This window comes from Oribacterium sinus (genome assembly GCF_963537195.1).
Taxonomy (GTDB): Bacteria; Bacillota; Clostridia; order Lachnospirales; family Lachnospiraceae; genus Oribacterium; species Oribacterium sinus_A.
In genome coordinates, this window is record NZ_CAUTEG010000036.1 from 1 (window position 1) to 21,376 (window position 21,376).

Below are 21,376 nucleotides of genomic sequence, written 5' to 3' on the forward strand. Positions count from 1 at the left end.
CGAAATTATGTTGCAGCAGACCAGAGTGGAGGCGGTGAAGGGCTATTATTCCCGCTTTTTATCGGCACTTCCGGAAATTTCGGATCTTGCAAATGCGGAGGAGGAGAAGGTTTTAAAGCTCTGGGAGGGACTGGGCTATTATTCCCGGGCAAGAAATCTGCAAAAGGCGGCGAAGACAATTATGACGGAATACGCCGGAAAAATGCCGAAAACTTTTCAGGAATTAAAGAAGCTTCCCGGCATCGGAGAGTATACCGCCGCAGCCATTGCCTCCATTGTTTATAAGGAAGAAATTCCGGCACTGGATGGAAATCTGCTTCGGATTTTTGCTCGTTTAACAAGCTATCCCAAGGTGGTATTGGAGCCGGAGGGAAAGAAGCTTGCTTTTTCGTATTTTCAGGAGAAAATGCAGGGCATTGACCCGGGGGATTTTAACCAGGCTTTAATGGATCTTGGCTCCGGAGTCTGCCTTCCCAAGGGGGAGATTGGCTGTAAGACCTGTCCTTTGAAAGCGTTTTGCAGCAGTGCCAAGGCGGGGAATCCTATGGACTACCCCAAGCTTCCGGAGAAAAAGAAAAGAAAAGTGGAGCAGTACAGCATTTTCCTGATACGACATCGGGAGGAGCTTATGCTGAAGAAACGGGAAAATAAAGGCCTTTTGGCAGGGCTTTACGAGTTTTATAAGCTGGAAGGGCATTGTTCGGAAAAGGAAGCCTTGGAAGCGGTGGAAAACTTAGGCTTACGTCCCTTGCGAATCAAAGCTTTGGGAGAGGCAAAACACATTTTCACCCACAAGGAGTGGGAAATGATAGGCTATGAGGTTTATTGCGGAGACTTTCAGGAGGAAGGACGGCAAGAGGAAAGACAGAAAGAAGAAAAGGCCGTCATTTTAAGAGAACGTTTTCTCCCGGAGGAGAGCGGTAAAGCTAAGAAGACTTGGGAAAAGCAGGGCTATCGTTTCTATAGTAAGGAAGAAATCCACGGAGAACTCAGTATTCCCTCTGCATTTGCCTACTATAAGCAGTTTTTATAAATTTGGCAGAGTAAAATTCAGCTACGAAAAAGTGATTTAGGAGCTTACAGCCAAAGAAAGGAGGGAAGAGTGAAAAAGTACATGGAGCTTTACCGGGAAATGCGGCAGGGTATTGTGGAAGGACGCTACGGCTTCTCGGAACGCCTTCCCTCCAAGCGCTATCTTTCCGAGGAACGGGGCATTTCCCTGATTACGGTGGAACATGCGCTGGCACTTTTGGAGGAGGAAGGGTATATTGAGGGGAAGGAACGAAGCGGTTACTTTGTTTCCTACCAGGAGGGAGACGTTTTTCCTGTTACCGATAAGGAAGAGAAAGCCGGTTTTATCGATTTTTTCAAGAGGAAAACGGCTGTTTCCCGGGAGCAAATGTCCTATCCCACCATTGCCAAAGCGGTGCGGAGAGCCATGAGCAAGTATCAGGAGGAGATTCTGGAAGCCTCCGAAATGCAGGGGAAATATTTTTTGAGAAGGGCACTGAAGGAATATCTTCGAAGAGGACGGGGAATCTTTGTGGAGGAAGAGCAAATGGTTCTGGGCGCCGGTGCAGAGAATCTCTATGCTCTCCTTGCACAAATTCTGGGAGAAGAAAAGCGCTTTGCAGTGGAATCGCCCTCTTATGATAAGATGCAAAGGATTTATGAAAGCCATGGCATTCAGTTGGAGCTCCTCCCCATGGGAAAGAACGGCATTGAAAGCGCCGCTTTGCAAAAGGCAAAGACCAAGGTGCTTCATGTGACTCCCTTCCACAGCTACCCTACAGGGATCACGGCGGATGCGTCCAAAAGGCGGGAGTATCTGGACTTTGCCCATAGAAACGGGGCGGTCATCATTGAGGATGATTATGATTCCGAATTTTCTCCCCTGGGAAAGCCGGAGGATTGTCTATTTTCCATGGAAGCCGGGGAAAATGTTTTTTACATGAACAGCTTTTCCAAAACCATCGGCCCGGCCTTTCGTATGGCCTATCTATTGCTACCAAAGAAGAATTTGAAAGAAAATCTGGAGAAAATCGCCTTTTATTCCTGCTCCGTGCCGGTATTGGAGCAGTGTATTCTTACGGAGCTTTTGGAAAGCGGGGAGTTTGAACGGCATATCAACAGGGTAAGACGAAGCAGAAGAATGACGAAGGTATAGAGAGTAAGAAGCTAAATATTATAAAAAGGATTTAGGGTGAAAAAATGGGAAAACACGGAGTTTTATTACGGATATTTAAGCAGTATCATATCGAATGGATTTGGTATCTCAGTAAGGAAATGCGTTATTTAATCTTCTTTGCGGCAGGCATTTTTGCCCTTGACCAGCTTTTTAAACATGCCATAGACGAGGAGCCAAAAGAAAACTTTCCCAGAGATTTACCCGGATCAAAAGGTCTTGTGCAGATACGAAGAGCCCATAATCCGGGATTTTCCATGGGAAGACTGGAGAAATATCCGAAGCTGGTAAAGACCTTGTCCTTGCTTGCTACCCTCTTCCTGATTTTTGCCTTGCCCTATATGAGCATTCTTCTGGGGGACGGTTTCTTTTTGCAAAAATGGGGTACCGCCATGGTCATCGGCGGGGCCTCCTCCAATACCTATGACCGCCTGATTAAAGGAAAGGTGACAGACTATATCAATGTCCGTGTTTCTTTTTTGAAAAATGCTATCATTAACATAGGAGATATCGCCATTTATTTTGGTGGCATGCTCTATGGAATCGGCGTGATATTCGACCTTTTAAAAAATAAATAAGGAGAATGGTATAGAAGGAGTGGAAATACTGACCGAGTAGTATTTTCGCTCCTTATTTTTATTCATAACGAGTATCGTGCGCAAATCGTGCGATATCTCGTTTGTATAAAAATATAGAACTAAATTGTACGAAAAGAAAAGCATAAATAATAGTGGAATAAATTTCTTTTTTGAAAATAATAGTAGAAAAAACCTAATCACTTTGTTAAAATGGGAAAACAGCAGGAGAAAATCCATGAGTTTTTGACAAAATTTATGGTTTCACGAGGGAGGAAAATATGAATACTATGTTTATGCTGGTGCCCGTATTGGGCGTATTGGGTCTTTTGTTCGCTTTTTTTCAGGCACAGAAGATTCAGAAGGAAGATTCCGGTAACGAGAGGATGAAGGAAATTGCCCATGCGATTGCAGAGGGTGCACAGGCCTTTCTCTTCGCGGAATACAAGATTCTTCTTTTTTTTGTTTGTAGCCTTTTCCTTTGCATCGGTTTAGGAACAAGAAGCTGGCTTAGCGGAGCGGCTTTTGTCTTCGGTGCTTTGCTTTCCACATTGGCAGGATATTTTGGAATGCGTTCCGCAACTGCAGCCAATGTTCGTACTGCAGAGGCGGCAAGACAGTCCGGAATGAAGAAGGCTTTATCCATTGCCTTTTCCGGCGGTTCCGTAATGGGAATGTCCGTAGCAGGCTTCGGTATCTTCGGCTTGGGACTTTTCTACTACTTCACTAAGGACGTAGGTGTGCTTTCCGGATTCTCCCTGGGAGCTTCCAGCATTGCCCTTTTCGCCCGTGTAGGTGGAGGAATCTATACCAAGGCAGCCGACGTTGGAGCAGACCTTGTAGGTAAGGTTGAGGCGGGAATCCCTGAGGATGACCCCAGAAACCCTGCGGTTATTGCGGACAATGTAGGAGATAACGTAGGTGATGTTGCCGGAATGGGCGCTGACCTTTTCGAGTCCTATGTAGGTGCTTTGGTTTCTGCTATGACTTTAGGTGCACTGGCTTTTCAGGATAAGGGAATTGCCTTTCCTCTGCTTCTTGCAGGATTATCCTTACTGGCTTGTATCTTAGGAAGCTTTTCCGTAGTTATGATTGGTGGAGAGGATCCCAGTAAGGTATTAAAGACTGCCAGCTACTCTGCTGCAGTGGCAGTTATTGTTTTTGCTTTTGGACTTTCCAATTATTTCTTCGGAGATTTCCATGCGGCTTTGGCTGTTACAGCAGGATTGATTGCAGGATTATGCATCGGTGCCATTACCGAGTATTACACATCCTCCAGCTATGCTCCTGTAAAAGAAATTGCGAAGCAGTCTGAAACCGGATCCGCTACCAATATCATTTCCGGTATGGCTATCGGAATGCGCTCTACAGCTATTCCTATTTTGTTGATTTCCGTAGCAATTTTTGTATCCTTCAGTCTTTTAGGACTTTACGGTATTGCTTTATCCGCTGTGGGTATGCTTTCCACAACAGCAATCACCGTTGCGGTAGATGCTTACGGCCCCATCGCGGACAATGCCGGCGGTATTGCGGAGATGGCAGGTCTGGAAGAAGGTGTTCGTAAGATTACCGACCAGCTGGATGCTGTAGGAAATACAACAGCAGCTATGGGTAAGGGATTTGCTATCGGTTCCGCAGCCTTAACAGCTCTTGCATTATTTGCATCTTATGCGGAAGCTGTACAGTTAAAGAGCATCAATGCTTTGGACAGTAGGGTATGTATCGGACTCTTTATCGGTGCTATGCTCCCCTTCCTCTTCTCTGCATTTACCATGAGCTCTGTAAGTAAGGCAGCCTTTGCCATGATTTCCGAAGTAAGAAGACAGTTTAAAGAGAAGCCGGGCATTATGGCAGGCACAGATAAGCCTGACTATAAGACCTGTGTAAGTATTTCTACCCGTGCGGCTTTAAGGGAAATGATTGTTCCCGGTGTGCTGGCCGTTATTGCACCGCTGGCTATCGGATTACTTCTCGGTGCAGAGGCTCTTGGCGGACTTTTGGCAGGATCTTTGGTTTCCGGTGTTATGATGGCAATCTTCATGTCCAACTCCGGTGGAGCATGGGACAATGCCAAGAAGTATATCGAAGAAGGACACAACGGCGGAAAGGGTTCTGAGACCCATAAGGCAGCGGTTGTAGGAGATACAGTAGGAGATCCTTTCAAGGATACCTCCGGACCTTCCATCAACATTTTGATTAAGCTGATGACCGTAATCGCATTAGTATTTGCTCCGCTCATTATGACTCTTGGCGGAATTTTATAAAAGTGCTATACTATGAGGAGTATTCTTTATAAGTTTTTTATAAAGAGCAGTCAAAATGGCTAAAAAACTCCGACATTTAAATAAACTTTTGTAAAAAAATTAAAGCAATCTGTAATCCTCTTTGGAGAAGATGAGGAACAGAGTCTTTGAAAAATTCAAAAATTGTCAGATTAGAAAAGCCATTTGTCCGAATTCGGATAGATGGCTTTTGTTTTTAAAGAGTGACTTTGGATGCAGGAGGAGGTTTTAGCAAAACAGAAGAGGAGGATTTATATGAAAATCAAAATTGGCTTAGTGCCAAGACTAATCATTGCCATCATCTTGGGTATTTTGGTTGGTCAGTATTTCCCGTTGTGGTTCTGTAGAGGGATTGTTACCCTTTCAGGCATTTTCAGCAGCTTTTTAAAGTTCGTTATTCCTTTGATGATTCTTGCTTACGTTACCATGGGAATTGCGGATCTGTCTCAAGGAGCAGGGAAGCTCCTCCTGATTACCGTTTGTATCGCATACGGCTCCACTTTGGTTGCCGGAACAGCATCCTATGTGGTATCCAGCAACCTGTTCCCTAGCTTTATGTCTCCGGACGCTCTGGATCAGATTGCAAAGACTGCGGATAATTCCGTTTCCGGATACTTCAGCATTGCTCTTCCCCCATTGCTGGATACTCTTTCTGCAGTGGTTCTGGCCTTTATTTTGGGACTTTGCCTGTCCAACATGAAGGGAAAGGAAATCGGATCTGACCTTTACAATACCATGAAGGATTTCTCCGGTATTATTGATAAGGTATTGCATACCGCCATTATCCCTCTGCTTCCCTTATACATCATGGGAACCTTTGTGGATATGACCTACTCCGGTAAGACCTTTGCGATTTTGAGCATTCTGTGGAAGGTATTCTTAACCGTAATCTGCATGCACTTGATCTACATCACCATTCAGTTCTTCATTGCAGGAACCATCGCCAAGAAGAATCCGATTACGTTGATTAAGAATCAGGTTCCGGGCTATACAACCGCTTTAGGAACCCAGTCCTCTGCAGCAACCATTCCGGTAAACCTGGAATGCGCAAAGAAGGACGGTGTTTCCGAGCAGATTCGTAACTTCGTGGTACCTCTTTGCGCCAACATTCACATGTGCGGATCCATGATTACCATTACAGCCTGCGCAACAGCGGTATGTCTTATGAACAACCTTCCGATTTCCATCGGAACCGTTGTGCCCTTCATTATGACTTTGGGTATCGCTATGGTGGCAAGCCCCGGTGCTCCCGGCGGATCCATCATGACAGCACTTCCTTTCCTCTACATGATTTTCGGTAAGGAAGCAGGAGATCCCAACGGCCCCATCTGTGCCATCATGGTGGCTTTATACATCACCCAGGACTCCTTCGGAACCGCTTGTAACGTATCCGGAGACAATGCCATCGGTGTTGTAGTCAATGAGATTAACGAAAGACTTTTTGTGAAGAAGGCGTAAAGAATTAACCGCCTGCGAAAGCAAATCCCGAAATGTAGAGCTTTTTTGGATTTGGAAATATTTACAAAGAAAATATAAACAAATCATAAGAATTTGAAGAAAAAGGGAGTGTACTTACTATACTCCCTTTTTTTCTATTTTTGTTTATGGTATATTTTACTAGGAAATAAAGCGATTTTTAGATAGATTTTGTCGTTTGGAATAAGCGGGTGGAAAGCAGAAGTGTTGCCCCTTGTTCCCGGATGGAAGAGAATACCGTGTTAAGTTGAAGCTATCATAAAAACACAAAGGAGAGCTTATGAACGTTTTTAACATTATCGGTCCGATTATGATTGGGCCAAGTAGTTCCCATACCGCAGGTGCGGTTCGTCTGGGAAGAGTAGTGAACAAGGTGGCAGGCTCGGATGACTTTAAGGAGTTGGACATCGAGCTGTCAGGTTCTTTTGCCAGAACCTACAGAGGGCATGGTACGGACAGAGCCTTGCTTGCCGGAATTATGGGCTATCACAGCTATTCCGAAGAGATTCGAGATGCTTTGCAGATTGCCAAGGATAGAGGGATTGATTATCGTTTCATTGAAAATGATATTCCCGGAGCTCACCCCAATACCGCCCGCATCCATTATGTCCTTCGGAACGGACAGGAGGGTACGGTGGAAGGTGCCAGTATCGGAGGCGGAAATATTCGTGTAGATGTGATTAACGGCCTGAGAGTGGATTTTACCGGAGAAAGTAATACCATTCTGGTTTTGCATCGGGATAAGCCGGGCATGATTGCGCTGGTAACCCAGATTATGTACGATAAATATAAGGATTTGAATATCGGAAACTTCCGTTTAAGCCGTCCGGAAAAGGGCGGAATTGCCTTAATGACCATCGAAATAGACCAGATGCCGCCGGAAGAACTGATGGACGAAATCAATAAGCTTCCCAATGTGGAGAATGCCTTACTGATTCGTGCAATTTAGTATTCATTAGAGCGCATTTATTGGATAGCATTTATTAGAGAGCATTGATTAGATAGAGCATTCATTAGATAAGCTGCGAGACTATTTGGTACATTGGCTACCAAAGGAAGGTCTAGGGCAGGAGGAAAAAATGATTAAATACGATACGATTAAAGAAATATGCGATAAGGCAGAGGCGCGGGGAATCAAGATCAGCGAGCTTTGCCTGGAAGATCAGTCAGAGCAGATGGGGCTTCCTAAAGAAGAAATCTATGCCATGATGGAGAAGAATTTCGATGTGATGGTGGAATCCGTTGGAAAGGGTGGGGATAAGAACCTCCGTTCCACTTCCGGGCTTACCGGAGGAGAGGGAGCAACCATGCTGGAGTATTCTCAGAAAGCTCAAGGCGGTTTGATGGGAGAGTTTATGACTAAGGCTATCGGCAGGGCGATGTGCGTATCCAACTGTAATGCAGCCATGGGTAGAATTGTGGCAACTCCTACTGCCGGATCCTGCGGAATCTTGCCGGGCTGCCTGGTTTCCATGTATCAGGACAAGGGATACAACAAGAAAGACATTGTTATGTCTATCTTTACTGCAGCGGCTTTCGGTATGGTCATTGCCAAGCAGGCCTCCATTGCCGGTGCGGAAGGCGGATGTCAGGCAGAATGCGGTTCTGCCTCCGGTATGGCGGCAGCCTCTTTGGTGGAGCTTATGGGCGGAAGTCCCAAGGCTTGCGGAGATGCTTTAGGAATGTCCTTGGTGAATCAGATGGGGCTGGTTTGCGATCCGGTGGCAGGCCTTGTGGAAATTCCCTGTGTAAAAAGAAACGTATCCGGAGTAGTGATTGCCTTTTCCTCTGCGGATATGGCCCTGGCAGGAGTAGAGCTGAAGATTCCCGTAGATGAATGTATTGCGGCAATGAAGTCGGTGGGAGACAGCATGTCCAGCGCTTTGAAGGAAACCGCCATGGGCGGCTTGGCAGCAAGCCCCACAGGAATTCGCTTAAGAAAAGAAGTCTTCGGAGAATAAGCAAAAGGGGCTATAAAAATCAAAATAGTTTTTCTACGCAATATAGGTCTAAAATTTGGGCACGCTCTCGCTAGCCTCGCCCTGCAGCGGATACTAAGCGAAAAACTGCAGTACCTTTGTTTTTCGCAAGTACCGGCGGGCTCAGACTGCCCCTTATTTAGACCTATATTGCATAGTTAATTCTATTTATTCTGATTTTATAGTCCCTTTTGCTTCTCTTTAAGGAGATTTCTTTTTTCTTAAGACTTCTTCCTTTCTACTTTTCTGACTAGCCAAGGGGAGGTCTAGGGCGTACAATAGGAGGCACTAACATAAAGAGAGGAAAATGAGGACATGGCGATAAATGCACAGAAGAAAATACTACCGACAGCAACAAAGCAGACAGGAAGAAGGGAAAGAAGCTTCAAAAGCAATTATTTTCAAAAAATTGCCCTTGGGCTTCTTTTTTCCGGAATTTTGACATTTTCTCATACCGGGAAAAGTTTTGCACTGGATCGTTTTCTGGCGGGAACCTATGGAAACGGCATTCCCATCGGAGGAAAGACTGTAGAGGAGGCCAAGGCCTATCTGGAAGGAGCCTATAGTCAGAACTATGTCCTTTATCTTATAGGAAGAGAAAAAACGGAAGAGATTTCCGGAAAGGATATCGGCTATCATTTACAGGCAGCCACCAATCTTCCGGAAATTTTACAGAAGGAAGCGGAAAGTGGAGCCCAGGGAAGCCCGGACCAAAGAATCGATTATTCTTTGGAAGGCAGTACCGCAAGCTATGACACCGTGAAATTGAAGGAAAAGCTGGAAGCGCTTTCTATGGTAAAGGATGCCAAGGAGACCAGAACAGCCAGCGTGGTGAAGGAAAACGGAGTCTACACCATTATTCCGGAACAGGAAGGAAATTCCCTGAACTGGGACAGACTTTGGGCAAGGGTGGAAAGAGCCCTGCAAAGAGGAGAGAACACGATTCAGCTGTCCGATGAGGGAATCTATGATGCAATCACCCAGAGAAAGGCGGATTTAGAGGGCAAGGTGGATGCCATGAATAAGCTCTCTTCCGTGACGATTGTTACCAACATTTTGGGAAATAAGGAAAGCTTGACGGGAGAGCAGCTACAGGAGATGGTTACCGGCGTGAATGCTTCCGGACTAAGCTTCGATGAAGAGAAGCTTCTGGCTTATGCCCAGTCTTTGGAAAATAAGTACGGAAATCTTGGAAATACCGTGTCCTTCCATTCTGCCAGCGGAAAAGACATTGCCATGAATACCCCCTATGGCTTACACATCAACGTGGCGGCGGAAAGGGATGCGTTACGGGCTGCCATTTCTTCCCTGCAAAGTCAGGAGAGAGAGCCGGTTTATGCTTATAGGCCTGCACAGTATGCCCAGCCCCAGTTTGGAAATACTTTCCTGGAGATTGATCTGGGATTGCAGCATGTGTATTACTATGAAAATGGCGCATTGAGCTGGGAGAGCCCTACGGTAACCGGGATGCTTACCGCGGATCGGGCGACCCCCAGCGGTGTATTTTTCCTGAAAGGAAAAGAAACCAACAGAACCCTAAAGGGAAAGATGGTGGACGGAAAGCCGGAATACGAGGCTCCTGTGTCCTATTGGATGCCCTTTAACGGAAACATCGGTTTACATGATGCCACTTGGCGTTCCAAGTTCGGCGGCAACATTTACGTGAAGAACGGTTCCCACGGCTGTATCAACCTGCCGAAGAACAAGGCGGCAGAGCTTTTTGCCAAAATTCAGAAGGGATGCCCGGTAGTGGTTCATCCATAAGAGAAAGATAAGTAAGAAAGAAAGTAAGTAGGAAAGTCAGTCAGTAAGAAAGTAAGTCAGTCAGCAAGAAAGTCAGTAAGAGTGTAGTTATCGGAGGCTTAAAGCTTTCGCTAACTACACTTTTTTCATCTCTAAAGTAATGCTGTCAAAAGAAGAATAGCACTCCTGCAAGTAAGCTTGTATTGCACTTTGTTTTGTTGGGCTTAAGATCAAAAGAAAAATAATAATAAAAAGTCTGGATAAAAAAAGGAAAATTCGTTAAGATAATGTCCTTACGAGAAAGTTCAGCGCAGTATAAAATACAGAATATAGAAAAAATGAAAAGACCTAAGTTATGGAAAGAAAGTACAGAACTTAGGGAGTAGATTGTAGTAGAGTAGAGCATGAAAGTGGTATAGAAAAAGGGGTGGCTATGCAAACAAAGAATATTATGGTGAGAAGGTATATCGGAATGCTTTTGGGTGTGCTGGTGATTTCCATCGGTATCGCCCTGTTTAAGGAGTCTCATTTGGGAAATGACCCGATTTCCGCCTTAAATATGCGCTTGGCAGAAATCTTCGGGATTTCATTGGGACAGCAGAATATGATAGCCAATGTGCTGTTTTTCATGGTTCAGCTTGCTTTTGGACGAAAGTATATCGGTGCGGGAACCTTTGCCAACGGCATCTTGGTAGGCTATATCGTGACTTTCTTCTATGAAATATTTACAAAGCACTTCGGCTATGCGGAGGAGCACGGTTTGGTAGTACAGTTGATTTGGGTAAGCCTTGCGGTGGTGGTGACCTCCTTTGGCGTTTCTTTATACCAGACAGCGGACCTGGGGGTTGCACCCTACGATTACCTTTCCTTGGGCTTAAGAGATAAGACTAAGAAACATTATTACGGATGCAGAATGTTAACAGACGGTTTGGCGGCTCTTGGCACTTTTCTTACCGGAGGACTGGTAGGAATCGGAACCTTGGTTTCCGCCCTTTTCCTGGGACCGATTATTCATTTCTTCGACGTGCATTTTTCCGAGAAATGGATTGGCTATACTCCCGGCGGTGAAAAGGCGGAAGAAGAGCGGGATTTAAAGAAGGAAAGCAAAGAATAAAGAGAGAAGAAAAGTAAAGTTTAAGAGAGATAAAAAGCAAGGAATAAAAAAGAGAAAAGCATGGAATCAAAGAAAAGAAAAAGTATTAAGAAGAAATTTTCTTATGACTAAAAAAATGGAACTATTTTACCAAAGAGACGTAAAATTGCTTCTAAAATAAGAAAATGTCAGAATTTCGTAAAAAACACGGGATGAAAATGTAAAAACACTAGGCAGTTTTGTAAGAATGCGTTAGTGAATCTTCATCTTGTGTTTTTATTTTCGCCACATTTTCTCCCTAAAATGGCAAACTGTAACACAAACCATAAAGGAGAGTTTATGCAGGACGCGAATTTTACAGTAAAGAACAATAGAACAGAAGAGGGAAATTCCGTAAACGGGAATTTAGGAAAAGCGAATCGGAAATTAATGAGAAGAAGCGCTCTTAAATTTGGGAAGAAAGGCTTAGCCCTTGCCCTTGCTCTGATGAGTTTGAGCATGAGTACTGCTTTTACAGCTTCCGCAAGTCCAAAGGAAGAGGAGCTTTTGGTATTTTCCGAGGAGGGTGCTATCATTTCTCAGGAGGATCAGTCCACTACTTTATTTTCCGACGATGTTTTGGTGGGAGATACTGTCAGCAGAAGTCAGCAGATTGTAGATTATGCAACCCAGTATATCGGCAGACCTTATCGCTACGGCGGAGTAAGCCTTCTTCACGGATCGGACTGTTCCGGCTTCTTAATGGGAATCTTCGGACACTTCGGCATCGGCCTTCCCCATTCTTCTGCGGAGATTGGAACCTTGGGAACCAATGTAGGTTCTTTGGCAAATGCGATTCCCGGTGATGTTTTGGCTTATGCAGGTCATGTAGGAATCTATTTAGGAAACGGAAGAATGCTTTCCGCATTGAATTCCCGCTCCGGTGTAACCATAGAATCTGCAACCTATAAGCCTATAAAATCCATTAGAAGGTTCGTATAAAAATATTTTTCTTTAAAAAATAAGAAAATCGCTTATACTCTATATCATACCGCCGATATTACTATCACAAGGATAAAATTCCTAAGAAAATTATCCCTCAAATAGTTATCAAGTTCTCCTAGTAGAATGTGTGTGATAAAAAAGTCCACGAAAGTGGCAAATGCGGCAAAAAGCCCCGGAATGCTGAGCTTATCAGCGTCCCGGGGCTTTTTGTATCCGGATGTTTTCGGAAAGTCTTACTGAATTCTGAAAAACTCTTACAGTTCTCTGGACGGTATTGCATTTGCCCTTGAAAAGCTGATAAGCTAGCGAAGTTAAAGATGATGGAGGAAGTATGGAAATTCAGAAGAAAGGGCGAAGAGTCGCCGTCCTGACCGTCCTGTCGTTAAGCCTGCTTTTTGGACAAAGCGTAAGCTATGCCGCAGGCCCCGGGGACAGTCTGGGAAAAAATGCAGGGAACAGCACAGGAAGCAGTACGTCAAGCAGTACCAACAATTCGAGCCAGAGTAACAGCTCCTCTTCGGGAGCTTTGGATTACTCCGGCTGGTATGGTTATACCAACGCGGACGGCTCCGATTTAAAGTATCTGGAGAAGGGAACCGAGGTTTCCAAGTTCCAGAATGAAAACGGCCCCATTGATTGGGATGCGGCGAAGAAGGACGGATTGGATTTTGTCATGATTCGTATCGCCTACGGCACCAAGGAAGACGCCTATTTCGATGAGAACGTAAAGGGCGCCCAGAAGGCCGGTATTAAGGTGGGAGCCTACCTTTGCTCCACCGCGAAAAATATGGACGACGCCTTGGCAGAGGCCAAGCTTACCGTAAAGAAGATTAAGCCCTATAAGTTTGAATATCCGGTGGCCTATGACCTGGAGGTCGGCTCCATGCTTTCCGACGGCCTTACGAAGGAAGGGCTTACCGCCATGACCAACGCCTACTGTAAGAGAGTGAAGGATGCGGGCTTTATTCCCATGGTCTATGCCAATAAAACCTGGCTGACCAAGCACATGAATTTATCGGATTTACCCTATGATGTGTGGTTTGCGGCCTATCCCTTGGATCGGGTGTATCGTCCGGTAGAGGGAAGTACCACCACCATTTGGCAGTCCAGTGAAAAGGGTGTGGTGCGAGGCATCAAAGGACTGGTTACCACGGAATTTTCCTGGAAGGCTTACGGCGGAGGCAATCCTTCCGAGAAAAATGCCGGTAAGTCCGGCAGTGCTTCCGGAAACAGCTCCAACAATGGCGGAAATTCTTCTAATAATTCCTCCGATAACGGAAAAAACAGCAATAATTCCAATAACGGAAATTCCGGAAAGAATGGCGGCAATAAGAGCGGCAACAATTCCGGCGGTGCTTCCGGAAATAACTCTTCCGGAAACAACTCTTCCAATGGGGGAAACACAAGCCTGAATAAAGAAGAAAACAGTACCATCAGTACCGGCGGGCCCACAGCAGAGTCTCAGGCTGCTACGGAAAACGGCTGGGTACAAAGCACTCCCGGAAAGTGGCAGTATAAGGAAAATGGAAAGGCTGTCACCGGCTGGAAAAAGGTATCGGATAAGTGGTACTTTATGAATTCCGACGGCAATATGCAGACCGGCTGGGTGAAGGATCAAAACAGCTGGTATTTCTTAGATGACCAGGGGGCAATGCGAAGCGGCTGGATTAAAGATAACGGAAACTGGTACTTCCTGAAGGATAGCGGCGCTATGGCCAAGAACTGGCAGAAGGTCTCCGGAAAATGGTATTGGCTTTCCGAGGACGGCGCGATGCGAACAGGCTGGAGAAATCTCAATAATGTATGGTATTATATGGAAGATTCCGGCGCGATGGTAGCGGATACCACGAGAAACATTAACGGAGTAGACTATCGTTTTGACGCCTCCGGTGCCTGGCTTCCCTAAAGAAGGATTAAAGCTTCCGGCGAGTGGCTCACGAAGGATAGAATAAAGCTTCCGGCGAGTGGTTCACGAAGGATAGAATAAAGCTTCCGATGAGCGGTTTACAAAGGATAGAATAAAGCTTCCGATGAGCGGTTTTCCTAAAGATAATACAAAGCCCTACTATCGCCGATGAAGATAAGGGAAAGTAAGGCTTCTCAATATGAGAATAAAAATAAGAAAGAGGAGAATACTATGCTAAAGAAAAAAGAAAGCATTTTCAAAACAGCAGGAAAGAAGGCTCTGGTTTTGGGGCTGGCAATGTGTGCTTTGTGGAGCATTCCTGCATTTGCAGAGGATAAGCCGGTAAGCCGTGTGCAGATCGACATCAGCCCCAGTGAAGATTTGGATCTGGAGTCAGGTAAGACCTATGCCAAGCCTGAGGCTGTGGCTATGGACAGCGGCTACGAGGTTTCCGGATTTTCCATTGACGGAAAGAATCAGGGCTCTCCCAAGAAGCCCTATACCTATACCATTTCCGTGAAGGCGGAGGGGGGAAATGTCTTTGACGACAATACCGTGGTAGAGGTTCGAGGCGCTTATGAAATGGCGGTAACCGAGAAGTCCAAGACAAGCATTAAGCTTAAGGCAAATGCCTATCCTTTCACCATTTTAAAGGAGCCGACAAACTTTACCCAGGACGGAACTCTGATTCGTTGGGGAAAGGTGGATTACGCTTCCGGCTATGATGTAGTGATTTACTACACCACCAAAAACGGAGACGACAAGGTAGCAAAGAAGTCCGTAAACGGTACCAGCATTAACGTGAAGTCCTACTCCGAAAACGGAAAGGAATTTGACCATATCGCCGTAAGAGCCAAGTATGACAAGAAGGACGATTTGGCGCAGTATATTGCGGATTCACAGTATGTGGAGCCCTCCGGAGATGTGGACGGAGAGTATTCCGATGACGGCTACATTTTCAACCTGATTACCTTGAAGGCAAAGGGCATCAGCAAGGGAAGCTTTAAGGAATACAGTGCCAAGAAAAAGAAGAAGACTGCAGCAGAGAAGGCTAAGGATAATAAGAAGAGACCTTCCAATGATTACTATGGAAATACCGAGGATGGCAGTAATGCTTCCGGCGGCCCCTCCGGCAATGTTTTAGGCTGGAGACAGAACGGAGAAGACTGGTATTTTGAGGAGAACGGTCAGCTTTCCAAGGGCTGGAAGCAGATTAAAGACCAGTGGTATTTCTTCGATGAGGATGGGAAAATGCTTACCGGCTGGAGAAAGATTGGTGAGCAGTGGTATTATCTGGATCAAAATGCAGCAAGTGCAGGTGCGATGCTTAGCGGATGGGCATTTTTAAACAATCAGTGGTACTACTTGGAGCCAAAGGCCGAGGGACAGGGAAAGATGCTCAGCGGTTGGCAGGAAATCAACGGACAGTGGTACTATTTCCAGCCGGAGAACGGTGCAATGCTTAGCGGATGGCAGAATATCGGAGATAAGTGGTACTTCCTGAATGTGAATAAGGAAGGTGTTCCTGCAGGGGCTATGCTGAAGGATACCGTGCAGGATGGCTACACTATCAACGCAGAAGGTGTTCGGCAGTAAGCAAAGCGGTTTTGGAAGCATGCTGTTTGAGACAGATAGGGAAAATTCTTGCTTTTTATGGGGAAGGATTTGTAACCTTTGGGAGAGATAATCTGTCTTTGTAAAAGAGACTATTTTCGATATGTTTGCGGCCCTTATTGCAAAAGAGTATAGTTTGACTGTGGCAGCAAAGGAGAATTCAAGTTTTGCATGGCAAAGGAGTTAAAATGAAGAAAAAAGCTTTAGCAGTGGCATTGTTATTAAGTGGAACTTTGGCTTTCCAGGGACAGGCTTTTGCGGATGAGTACAGTAACGGTACCATTCAGGGAGAAGCGCTTCCCAACGTGGTTCATGGCGTAAATCAGCAGGCTTCCGGAACCCCCAAGGCACCCTGGCAGGATGCGAGCTTAACCCAGGCGGCGAACAACGGCACAGGAAGTAACGCTTCAGTGTCCAACAGTTCCTCCAATGCAGGAAGCTCCTCAGAGAGCAGTACCCAGGGTGCTACTACCAGCAATGCTCCTTTAAATGTGCAAAACGGCAGTTCTACCCCAACTTATACCGACAGTACCATCGGTTTGGGCGGCGCCAGCATTACCATGATTAAGGGAGAGCAAAGCGGACAGCAGATTTCCATTGTAATTGAGAGCAATGACGGCAGCTTAATCGTAGTGGACGGTGGTTTAAAGACCAATGCTCCCTACCTTGCAAAATACATTAAGGACAGGGGGGGAAAGGTAGCAGCTTGGCTCCTTACCCATCCTCATGAAGACCATGTAGGTGCCCTTGCGGTAATCCTTGAGCAGCAGAAAAAGGAAGGTCATCCGGATTATTACAACATTGACCCGGGACAGATTTACTACGGCTTTGCGCCATTGGCCTTCTATGAGCAATATGAGCCGGCTCACCGTATTCCCATGATGAAGGAAATTATGGAAGACCTGGCCCAGTACGACAGTGCAAAGCGCCATGAAAGCTCCCCTGCAGGAACCAGCTTCACCTATGGCAATGTGGCAGTAGAGGTTTTGAACACCCCTTATTCCATTCCTATCGACTCAGGAAACAACAGCTCCGTTTGCTATATGATTACCATTAACGGAAAGAAGCTTCTGATTACCGGAGACCTTCCCTATGAAGCGGCAGGAAAGTTGATGGAAGAAAGAGGTGCCGATAAGCTTAAGGCGGATATCGTGCAGATGGCTCATCACGGACAGCACGGCGGATCCTTTGCCTTCTATAGTGCGGTACATCCCAGATATGCTTTATGGCCCAGCTCTCAGGAACTTTGGAACAAACGTAAGGATGCCTTCACTGAAGACCAGGAAAGCTATACCGTGGCTTTGACCAAATTCTGGATGAATAAGCTGGGTGTGGAGAAGAACTTCGTTATGGCGGATGGAAACTGGGTACTGAAGTAAGGTGGAAAAGCCCTGTGCCCACAAAGAAAAAGTGCTGTATCCTACAGAAATAGTTTTGTATTGTTGAAGAGAAAAAGCCTCGTATCCTTAGAGAAGACTTGCTTTTTTACCCAAGAATCTTTATACTTAAGAGAAAGTTTTTGGGGAAAGGATAAAAATATGGAACAGTGGAATGTAGAAGCTTTCAGAGATAGAGCTAAGAAGTTTACGGAAGATGCGAGAGCATTAAGCAATGATTTTCAATATGCCATTGGCTTAAGAGAGAAGCAGAAAGAAGGAGAAGATATGAAGAAAAAGATTTGTACCGTACTGGCCATCATCGGTGGAATCATCGCTTTTTGCGGATTGGCTTACGGCGTATATCGTTTGCTTGCTCCGGACTATCTGGAGGATTACGAAGACTACGATGATTTAGAGGATGAAGATTATCTGGAAGAGGAATAATCTTATTGCATAGTGCTTTGAGCGAAAGAAAAAGAGGCAGTAGCCTCTTTTTTTATGGGAGAGAGTAGAGGATAGTTTCCTTTCAGAAAGGGTCAGGAGAAAGAGGTCAGGAGAAATGGAAAAAGAAAATTCAAATAGCAAAATAGGGGAGGCTGTGCAGCAGCAGGAAAAACACTGGTGCCAAAATCAGGATCGTTGCGGCGGCTGCTTTTATCAGGAAATTCCCTATGAAGAGGAAGTGGAGAAAAAGGAGCAGGAGATTCGAGACTTATTTGATCCTGTGATTCAGGGAGACTATCTTTTTGAGGGTATCATTTCCTCTCCAAAGAAAGAAGCCTACCGTAATAAGATGGAATTTTCCTTTGGAGATCAGGAAAAGGATGGTCCTCTTTGCTTGGGATTACACCAAAAAAGAAGCTTCTTCAATATTTTAAATACGGAAGACTGCCGCCTGCCCCATCCGGATATGGGAGAAATTTTACTGGCTACAAGACTGTATTTTCAGGAAAAAGGTCTGAGATACTACCATAAAAAGCGCCATGAGGGATACCTTCGGCATCTCTTAATCAGAAGGGCGGAGAAGACGGGAGAGATTTTACTCTCTCTGGTGCATAGTACCCAGCTTCCTAGGGAAGAGGAAGAAAAGATTTTAAGCGGCTGGAGAGATAGACTTCTTTCCTTGGAAAAGGAAGGGAAGTTGGAAGGAAGCTATGCGGGCATTTTGCATACGAAAAATGACAGCCTGGCGGATGCAGTCATTAACGACGGAACAGAGGCGCTCTACGGAAAAGACTATTTTTACGAGGAGCTACTTGGTTTAAACTTTAAAATCACACCATTTTCCTTCTTCCAAACCAATACTCTAGGTGCAGAAAAGCTCTATGCCAAGGTACAGGAGTACTCCAGCTTTTCCGAAAATGCAGAGGAGAAACCTGTGATTTACGACCTTTATTCCGGAACCGGCACTATTACCCAGCTGATGAGTAAGGTGGCAAAGCAGGCAATCGGGGTGGAAATCGTGGAAGAGGCAGTGGAAGCCGCCAAGGAAAATGCCAAGGAAAATCAGGTGGAGAACTGTATCTTCTATGCCGGAGATGTGCTGAAGGTGCTGGAGGCAGGGCAGGGGGAAACAGAGCTTCCCTATCCGGACTTTATTATTGTGGATCCTCCAAGAGACGGAATGCATAAGAAGGCCTTGGAAAAAATCATTTCCTACGGAGTGAAGCGACTGGTCTATGTGGCTTGTAAGCCCAAGAGCCTGGCAAGAGACTTGGAAGCTTTACAAAATGACGGATATAAGGTACAAAAGTTATGTGCTGTAGATATGTTTCCCAGAACCAATAATTGCGAGGTGGTGGCGTTGTTGGAGAAAGAGGAATCGTAGTTTGTATATATAGTAGTAAGGAGAGAAAAGGTGTTAAAAAGAATTTTAAATATTTCATTGGCTTATGTTGGAGTTGTTATCGGTGCGGGATTATCCTCCGGTCAGGACTTGATGCAATACTTTGTCAGTTTTGGTAAGTGGGGGATTATAGGAACCATTGTTCTTGGTATCATAAGTGTAGTTTTTGGTAAAATTATCATTACGCTAGGCAGTTATTTCCGATCTAATGATCACTCTGAAGTTCTTTCACAAATAGCCGGACCGATTACGAATAAAATCCTTGATATAGCTTTAATCGTTTCTTGCTTTGTAGTCGGTTTTGTTATGATTGCCGGAGCCGGTTCAAACCTTAATCAGCAGTTCGGTCTCCCATTTTGGGCAGGAGGATTGTTGTGTGCTGCACTAATAATCATTGTCAGCTTTCTTGATTTCGAAAAAATTACTGGTGTACTTGGAATATTTACACCCATAGTTTTTATCATGATTATAATTATTGCAGTCCACACTTTTACAAATCGGAGCTTTGATTTCGATGAATTAGAAGCAATTTCAGCCACAATCCCTAGTCCAATGCCAAATGTATGGATTTCTTTACTAAATTATTTTGCACTTGCGGTAATGACGGCAGTCCCCATGGCTTTTGTACTAGGCGGATCCATTATGAGGATTGGTGTGGCAGAGAAAAGCGGTATTTTGGGCGGTCTTGGTGTTAGCCTTATTATTACTGTTGTAACTTGTGTCTTATATGCAAATGTTAAACTAGCTTCTACAGTTGATATGCCCATGTTAGCAATCGCTGAACAGATTCACCCCATTTTTTCGCTAATATATGCTTTTGTCATCTATGGGCTAATTTTTAATACAGCTTTCAGCTTATTCTATGCATTGGCAAAACGCTTCTCTTCCGACAATCCTAAGCGTTTCTATCCCATTTTGATTGGTACTGTAGTAATAGGATATGCGTTATCCTTTATGGGCTTTAAAGAATTAGTGTCTATTATGTATCCAATTTTGGGATATATTGGCTTTGTGATGCTTGCGATATTAACTATTGCATGGATAAAAGAAAAATCAAATATAAAAGGCGAGAAATTTTTAAGACGTAAAATGATACGATTGATTACTAAGAAATATGATGATAATCAAGATTATACAATTAAAGATAAAGAAAAATTTCATCAGCTGGGCGAAGATTCAATTGTTGATACGCAGAGTATTAAGAGTGATATTAAGGATCTTATTAAAGAGGAATTTAACGATGATACAAGATAAATGATGGAGGGTTTTGTGCGTTGAGTATGGTTTTTTCATACTCTCTAAAAATGCAGCAATACGCAAAAATTTTATGAGTATAATTGATTAGATCCACGAATAGAGTACAATTAACTCGTTATAAAAATGCGTATTGCCGCAATAATTTTACAAATATAAAGGCACGAGATGATTATTGAACGTAAGATTTACATAGAAGATTTCTTATTAGATCCGGAATCGTTAGAAAAATAAGAAAATAAAAGATGAGTAATAAATTGTATCCTCAATCAAGCAACGAGCTTGAAACTTTGTGTTCCCATACTAGCGACAATGAACAGGAGTTTCACGATTCACCCGAAGAGTATTTCATGCGGGGCTAGCTTCCGATAATCGGGCTTGTCACGCTGCTCTTGTTTCACTGAGATCATATGATTCAGGATAATACTACCGGGGCGTATCCCGGAGAGAAGGGGAGGAAACACATGTTAAAGTATTTGATTATCGGCGCGGGCGGGGTCGGCGGCACACTCGGCGCCTATCTGCTTCGCGCGGGACTTTCGGTGAGTTTTCTGGCACACGGCAAGACCTTGGAGGCACTTAAAAAGAAGGGACTCGTGCTGGTAAAGGACAGCGGTGAGGAGATTTTTTCGCCGGTCGCTGCGTTTGATGAGACAAGTTACAGCGAGACGCCGGATGTCATTTTCCTCGCGCTGAAGTCCTATTCGATTGACAGTGTTCTGCCGTTTCTAGAGCGCGTCGCCACGGAGCACACGGTCATCATCCCGCTCTGCAATGTCTTCGGGACGGGAGAGAAGTTACAGAAAAAGTTGGAGAAGCCGCTGGTCACGGACGGCTGTATTTATGTGATGGGCAATGTCGAGGAAGCTGGCAGAATCCGTCAGCTCGGCAGCTTAATGCGCGTGGTTTACGGCGTCCGGAAACCGGAGGAGGCGCGCCCTGTCCTCGAGGAAGTGAAGGCGGATCTCACGCGGGTGGGTGTCGAAGCGGTGCTGAGTGACAACATCCGCCGTGACTGCATGAAGAAATTTGCCTACCTCTCGCCGCACGGTGCGGTCGG

Annotated in this window: 17 protein-coding genes; all 17 read left to right on the plus strand. The window is 45.0% G+C overall.

Annotated elements, in window-relative coordinates; genetic code table 11:
* A partial coding sequence (locus RYL27_RS05740) for an A/G-specific adenine glycosylase (RefSeq protein ID WP_314965865.1) occupies nucleotides 1-1,033 on the plus strand: 1,033 nt, incomplete at its 5' end.
* Nucleotides 1,034-1,102: 69 nt separating this feature from the next.
* On the plus strand, nucleotides 1,103-2,167 hold the full coding sequence (gene pdxR, locus RYL27_RS05745; protein WP_314965867.1) for a MocR-like pyridoxine biosynthesis transcription factor PdxR: 1,065 nt from the start codon (nucleotides 1,103-1,105) through the stop codon (nucleotides 2,165-2,167).
* A 44-nt stretch (nucleotides 2,168-2,211) separates the two neighbouring features.
* A complete protein-coding gene (locus RYL27_RS05750) occupies nucleotides 2,212-2,763 on the plus strand; it encodes a signal peptidase II (RefSeq protein ID WP_314328619.1) in 552 nt (183 codons plus the stop codon).
* Nucleotides 2,764-3,041: 278 nt separating this feature from the next.
* On the plus strand, nucleotides 3,042-5,024 hold the full coding sequence (locus RYL27_RS05755) for a sodium-translocating pyrophosphatase (protein ID WP_314965870.1): 1,983 nt from the start codon (nucleotides 3,042-3,044) through the stop codon (nucleotides 5,022-5,024).
* 273 nt (nucleotides 5,025-5,297) lie between these two features.
* Nucleotides 5,298-6,500, plus strand: coding sequence for a dicarboxylate/amino acid:cation symporter (locus RYL27_RS05760; protein ID WP_314965871.1), 1,203 nt, complete (start codon nucleotides 5,298-5,300; stop codon nucleotides 6,498-6,500).
* Nucleotides 6,501-6,798: 298 nt separating this feature from the next.
* A complete protein-coding gene (sdaAB, locus tag RYL27_RS05765; protein ID WP_007156949.1) occupies nucleotides 6,799-7,467 on the plus strand; it encodes an L-serine ammonia-lyase, iron-sulfur-dependent subunit beta in 669 nt (222 codons plus the stop codon).
* Between the two features lie 130 nt (nucleotides 7,468-7,597).
* Nucleotides 7,598-8,479, plus strand: coding sequence for an L-serine ammonia-lyase, iron-sulfur-dependent, subunit alpha (gene sdaAA, locus RYL27_RS05770; protein WP_314833306.1), 882 nt, complete (start codon nucleotides 7,598-7,600; stop codon nucleotides 8,477-8,479).
* A 333-nt stretch (nucleotides 8,480-8,812) separates the two neighbouring features.
* On the plus strand, nucleotides 8,813-10,261 hold the full coding sequence (locus tag RYL27_RS05775) for a L,D-transpeptidase family protein (RefSeq protein WP_314965874.1): 1,449 nt from the start codon (nucleotides 8,813-8,815) through the stop codon (nucleotides 10,259-10,261).
* 412 nt (nucleotides 10,262-10,673) lie between these two features.
* Nucleotides 10,674-11,354 (plus strand): YczE/YyaS/YitT family protein, encoded by a 681-nt coding sequence (locus RYL27_RS05780; RefSeq protein WP_314965876.1) that lies wholly within the window; start codon nucleotides 10,674-10,676, stop codon nucleotides 11,352-11,354.
* A gap of 318 nt (nucleotides 11,355-11,672) precedes the next feature.
* The gene (locus RYL27_RS05785) at nucleotides 11,673-12,314 is read left to right on the plus strand and encodes a C40 family peptidase (protein ID WP_314670561.1); all 642 of its coding nucleotides are present in this window, start codon (nucleotides 11,673-11,675) and stop codon (nucleotides 12,312-12,314) included.
* 334 nt (nucleotides 12,315-12,648) lie between these two features.
* Nucleotides 12,649-14,223: a GH25 family lysozyme gene (locus RYL27_RS05790; RefSeq protein WP_314965878.1), complete on the plus strand. Its 1,575-nt coding sequence runs from the start codon at nucleotides 12,649-12,651 to the stop codon at nucleotides 14,221-14,223.
* 231 nt (nucleotides 14,224-14,454) lie between these two features.
* Complete coding sequence (locus tag RYL27_RS05795; RefSeq protein WP_314965879.1) at nucleotides 14,455-15,819, plus strand: N-acetylmuramoyl-L-alanine amidase family protein; 1,365 nt, start codon at nucleotides 14,455-14,457, stop codon at nucleotides 15,817-15,819.
* 206 nt (nucleotides 15,820-16,025) lie between these two features.
* On the plus strand, nucleotides 16,026-17,216 hold the full coding sequence (locus RYL27_RS05800) for a ComEC/Rec2 family competence protein (RefSeq protein ID WP_314965881.1): 1,191 nt from the start codon (nucleotides 16,026-16,028) through the stop codon (nucleotides 17,214-17,216).
* A gap of 159 nt (nucleotides 17,217-17,375) precedes the next feature.
* Nucleotides 17,376-17,660: a hypothetical protein gene (locus tag RYL27_RS05805; RefSeq protein WP_040649015.1), complete on the plus strand. Its 285-nt coding sequence runs from the start codon at nucleotides 17,376-17,378 to the stop codon at nucleotides 17,658-17,660.
* 115 nt (nucleotides 17,661-17,775) lie between these two features.
* Complete coding sequence (gene rlmD, locus RYL27_RS05810; RefSeq protein ID WP_314965883.1) at nucleotides 17,776-19,044, plus strand: 23S rRNA (uracil(1939)-C(5))-methyltransferase RlmD; 1,269 nt, start codon at nucleotides 17,776-17,778, stop codon at nucleotides 19,042-19,044.
* A gap of 30 nt (nucleotides 19,045-19,074) precedes the next feature.
* Nucleotides 19,075-20,316, plus strand: a complete 1,242-nt coding sequence (locus RYL27_RS05815) for a YkvI family membrane protein (RefSeq protein WP_314965885.1) — start codon at nucleotides 19,075-19,077, stop codon at nucleotides 20,314-20,316.
* A gap of 464 nt (nucleotides 20,317-20,780) precedes the next feature.
* On the plus strand, nucleotides 20,781-21,376 hold a 596-nt coding region (locus RYL27_RS05820), incomplete at its 3' end, for a ketopantoate reductase family protein (RefSeq protein WP_314965887.1).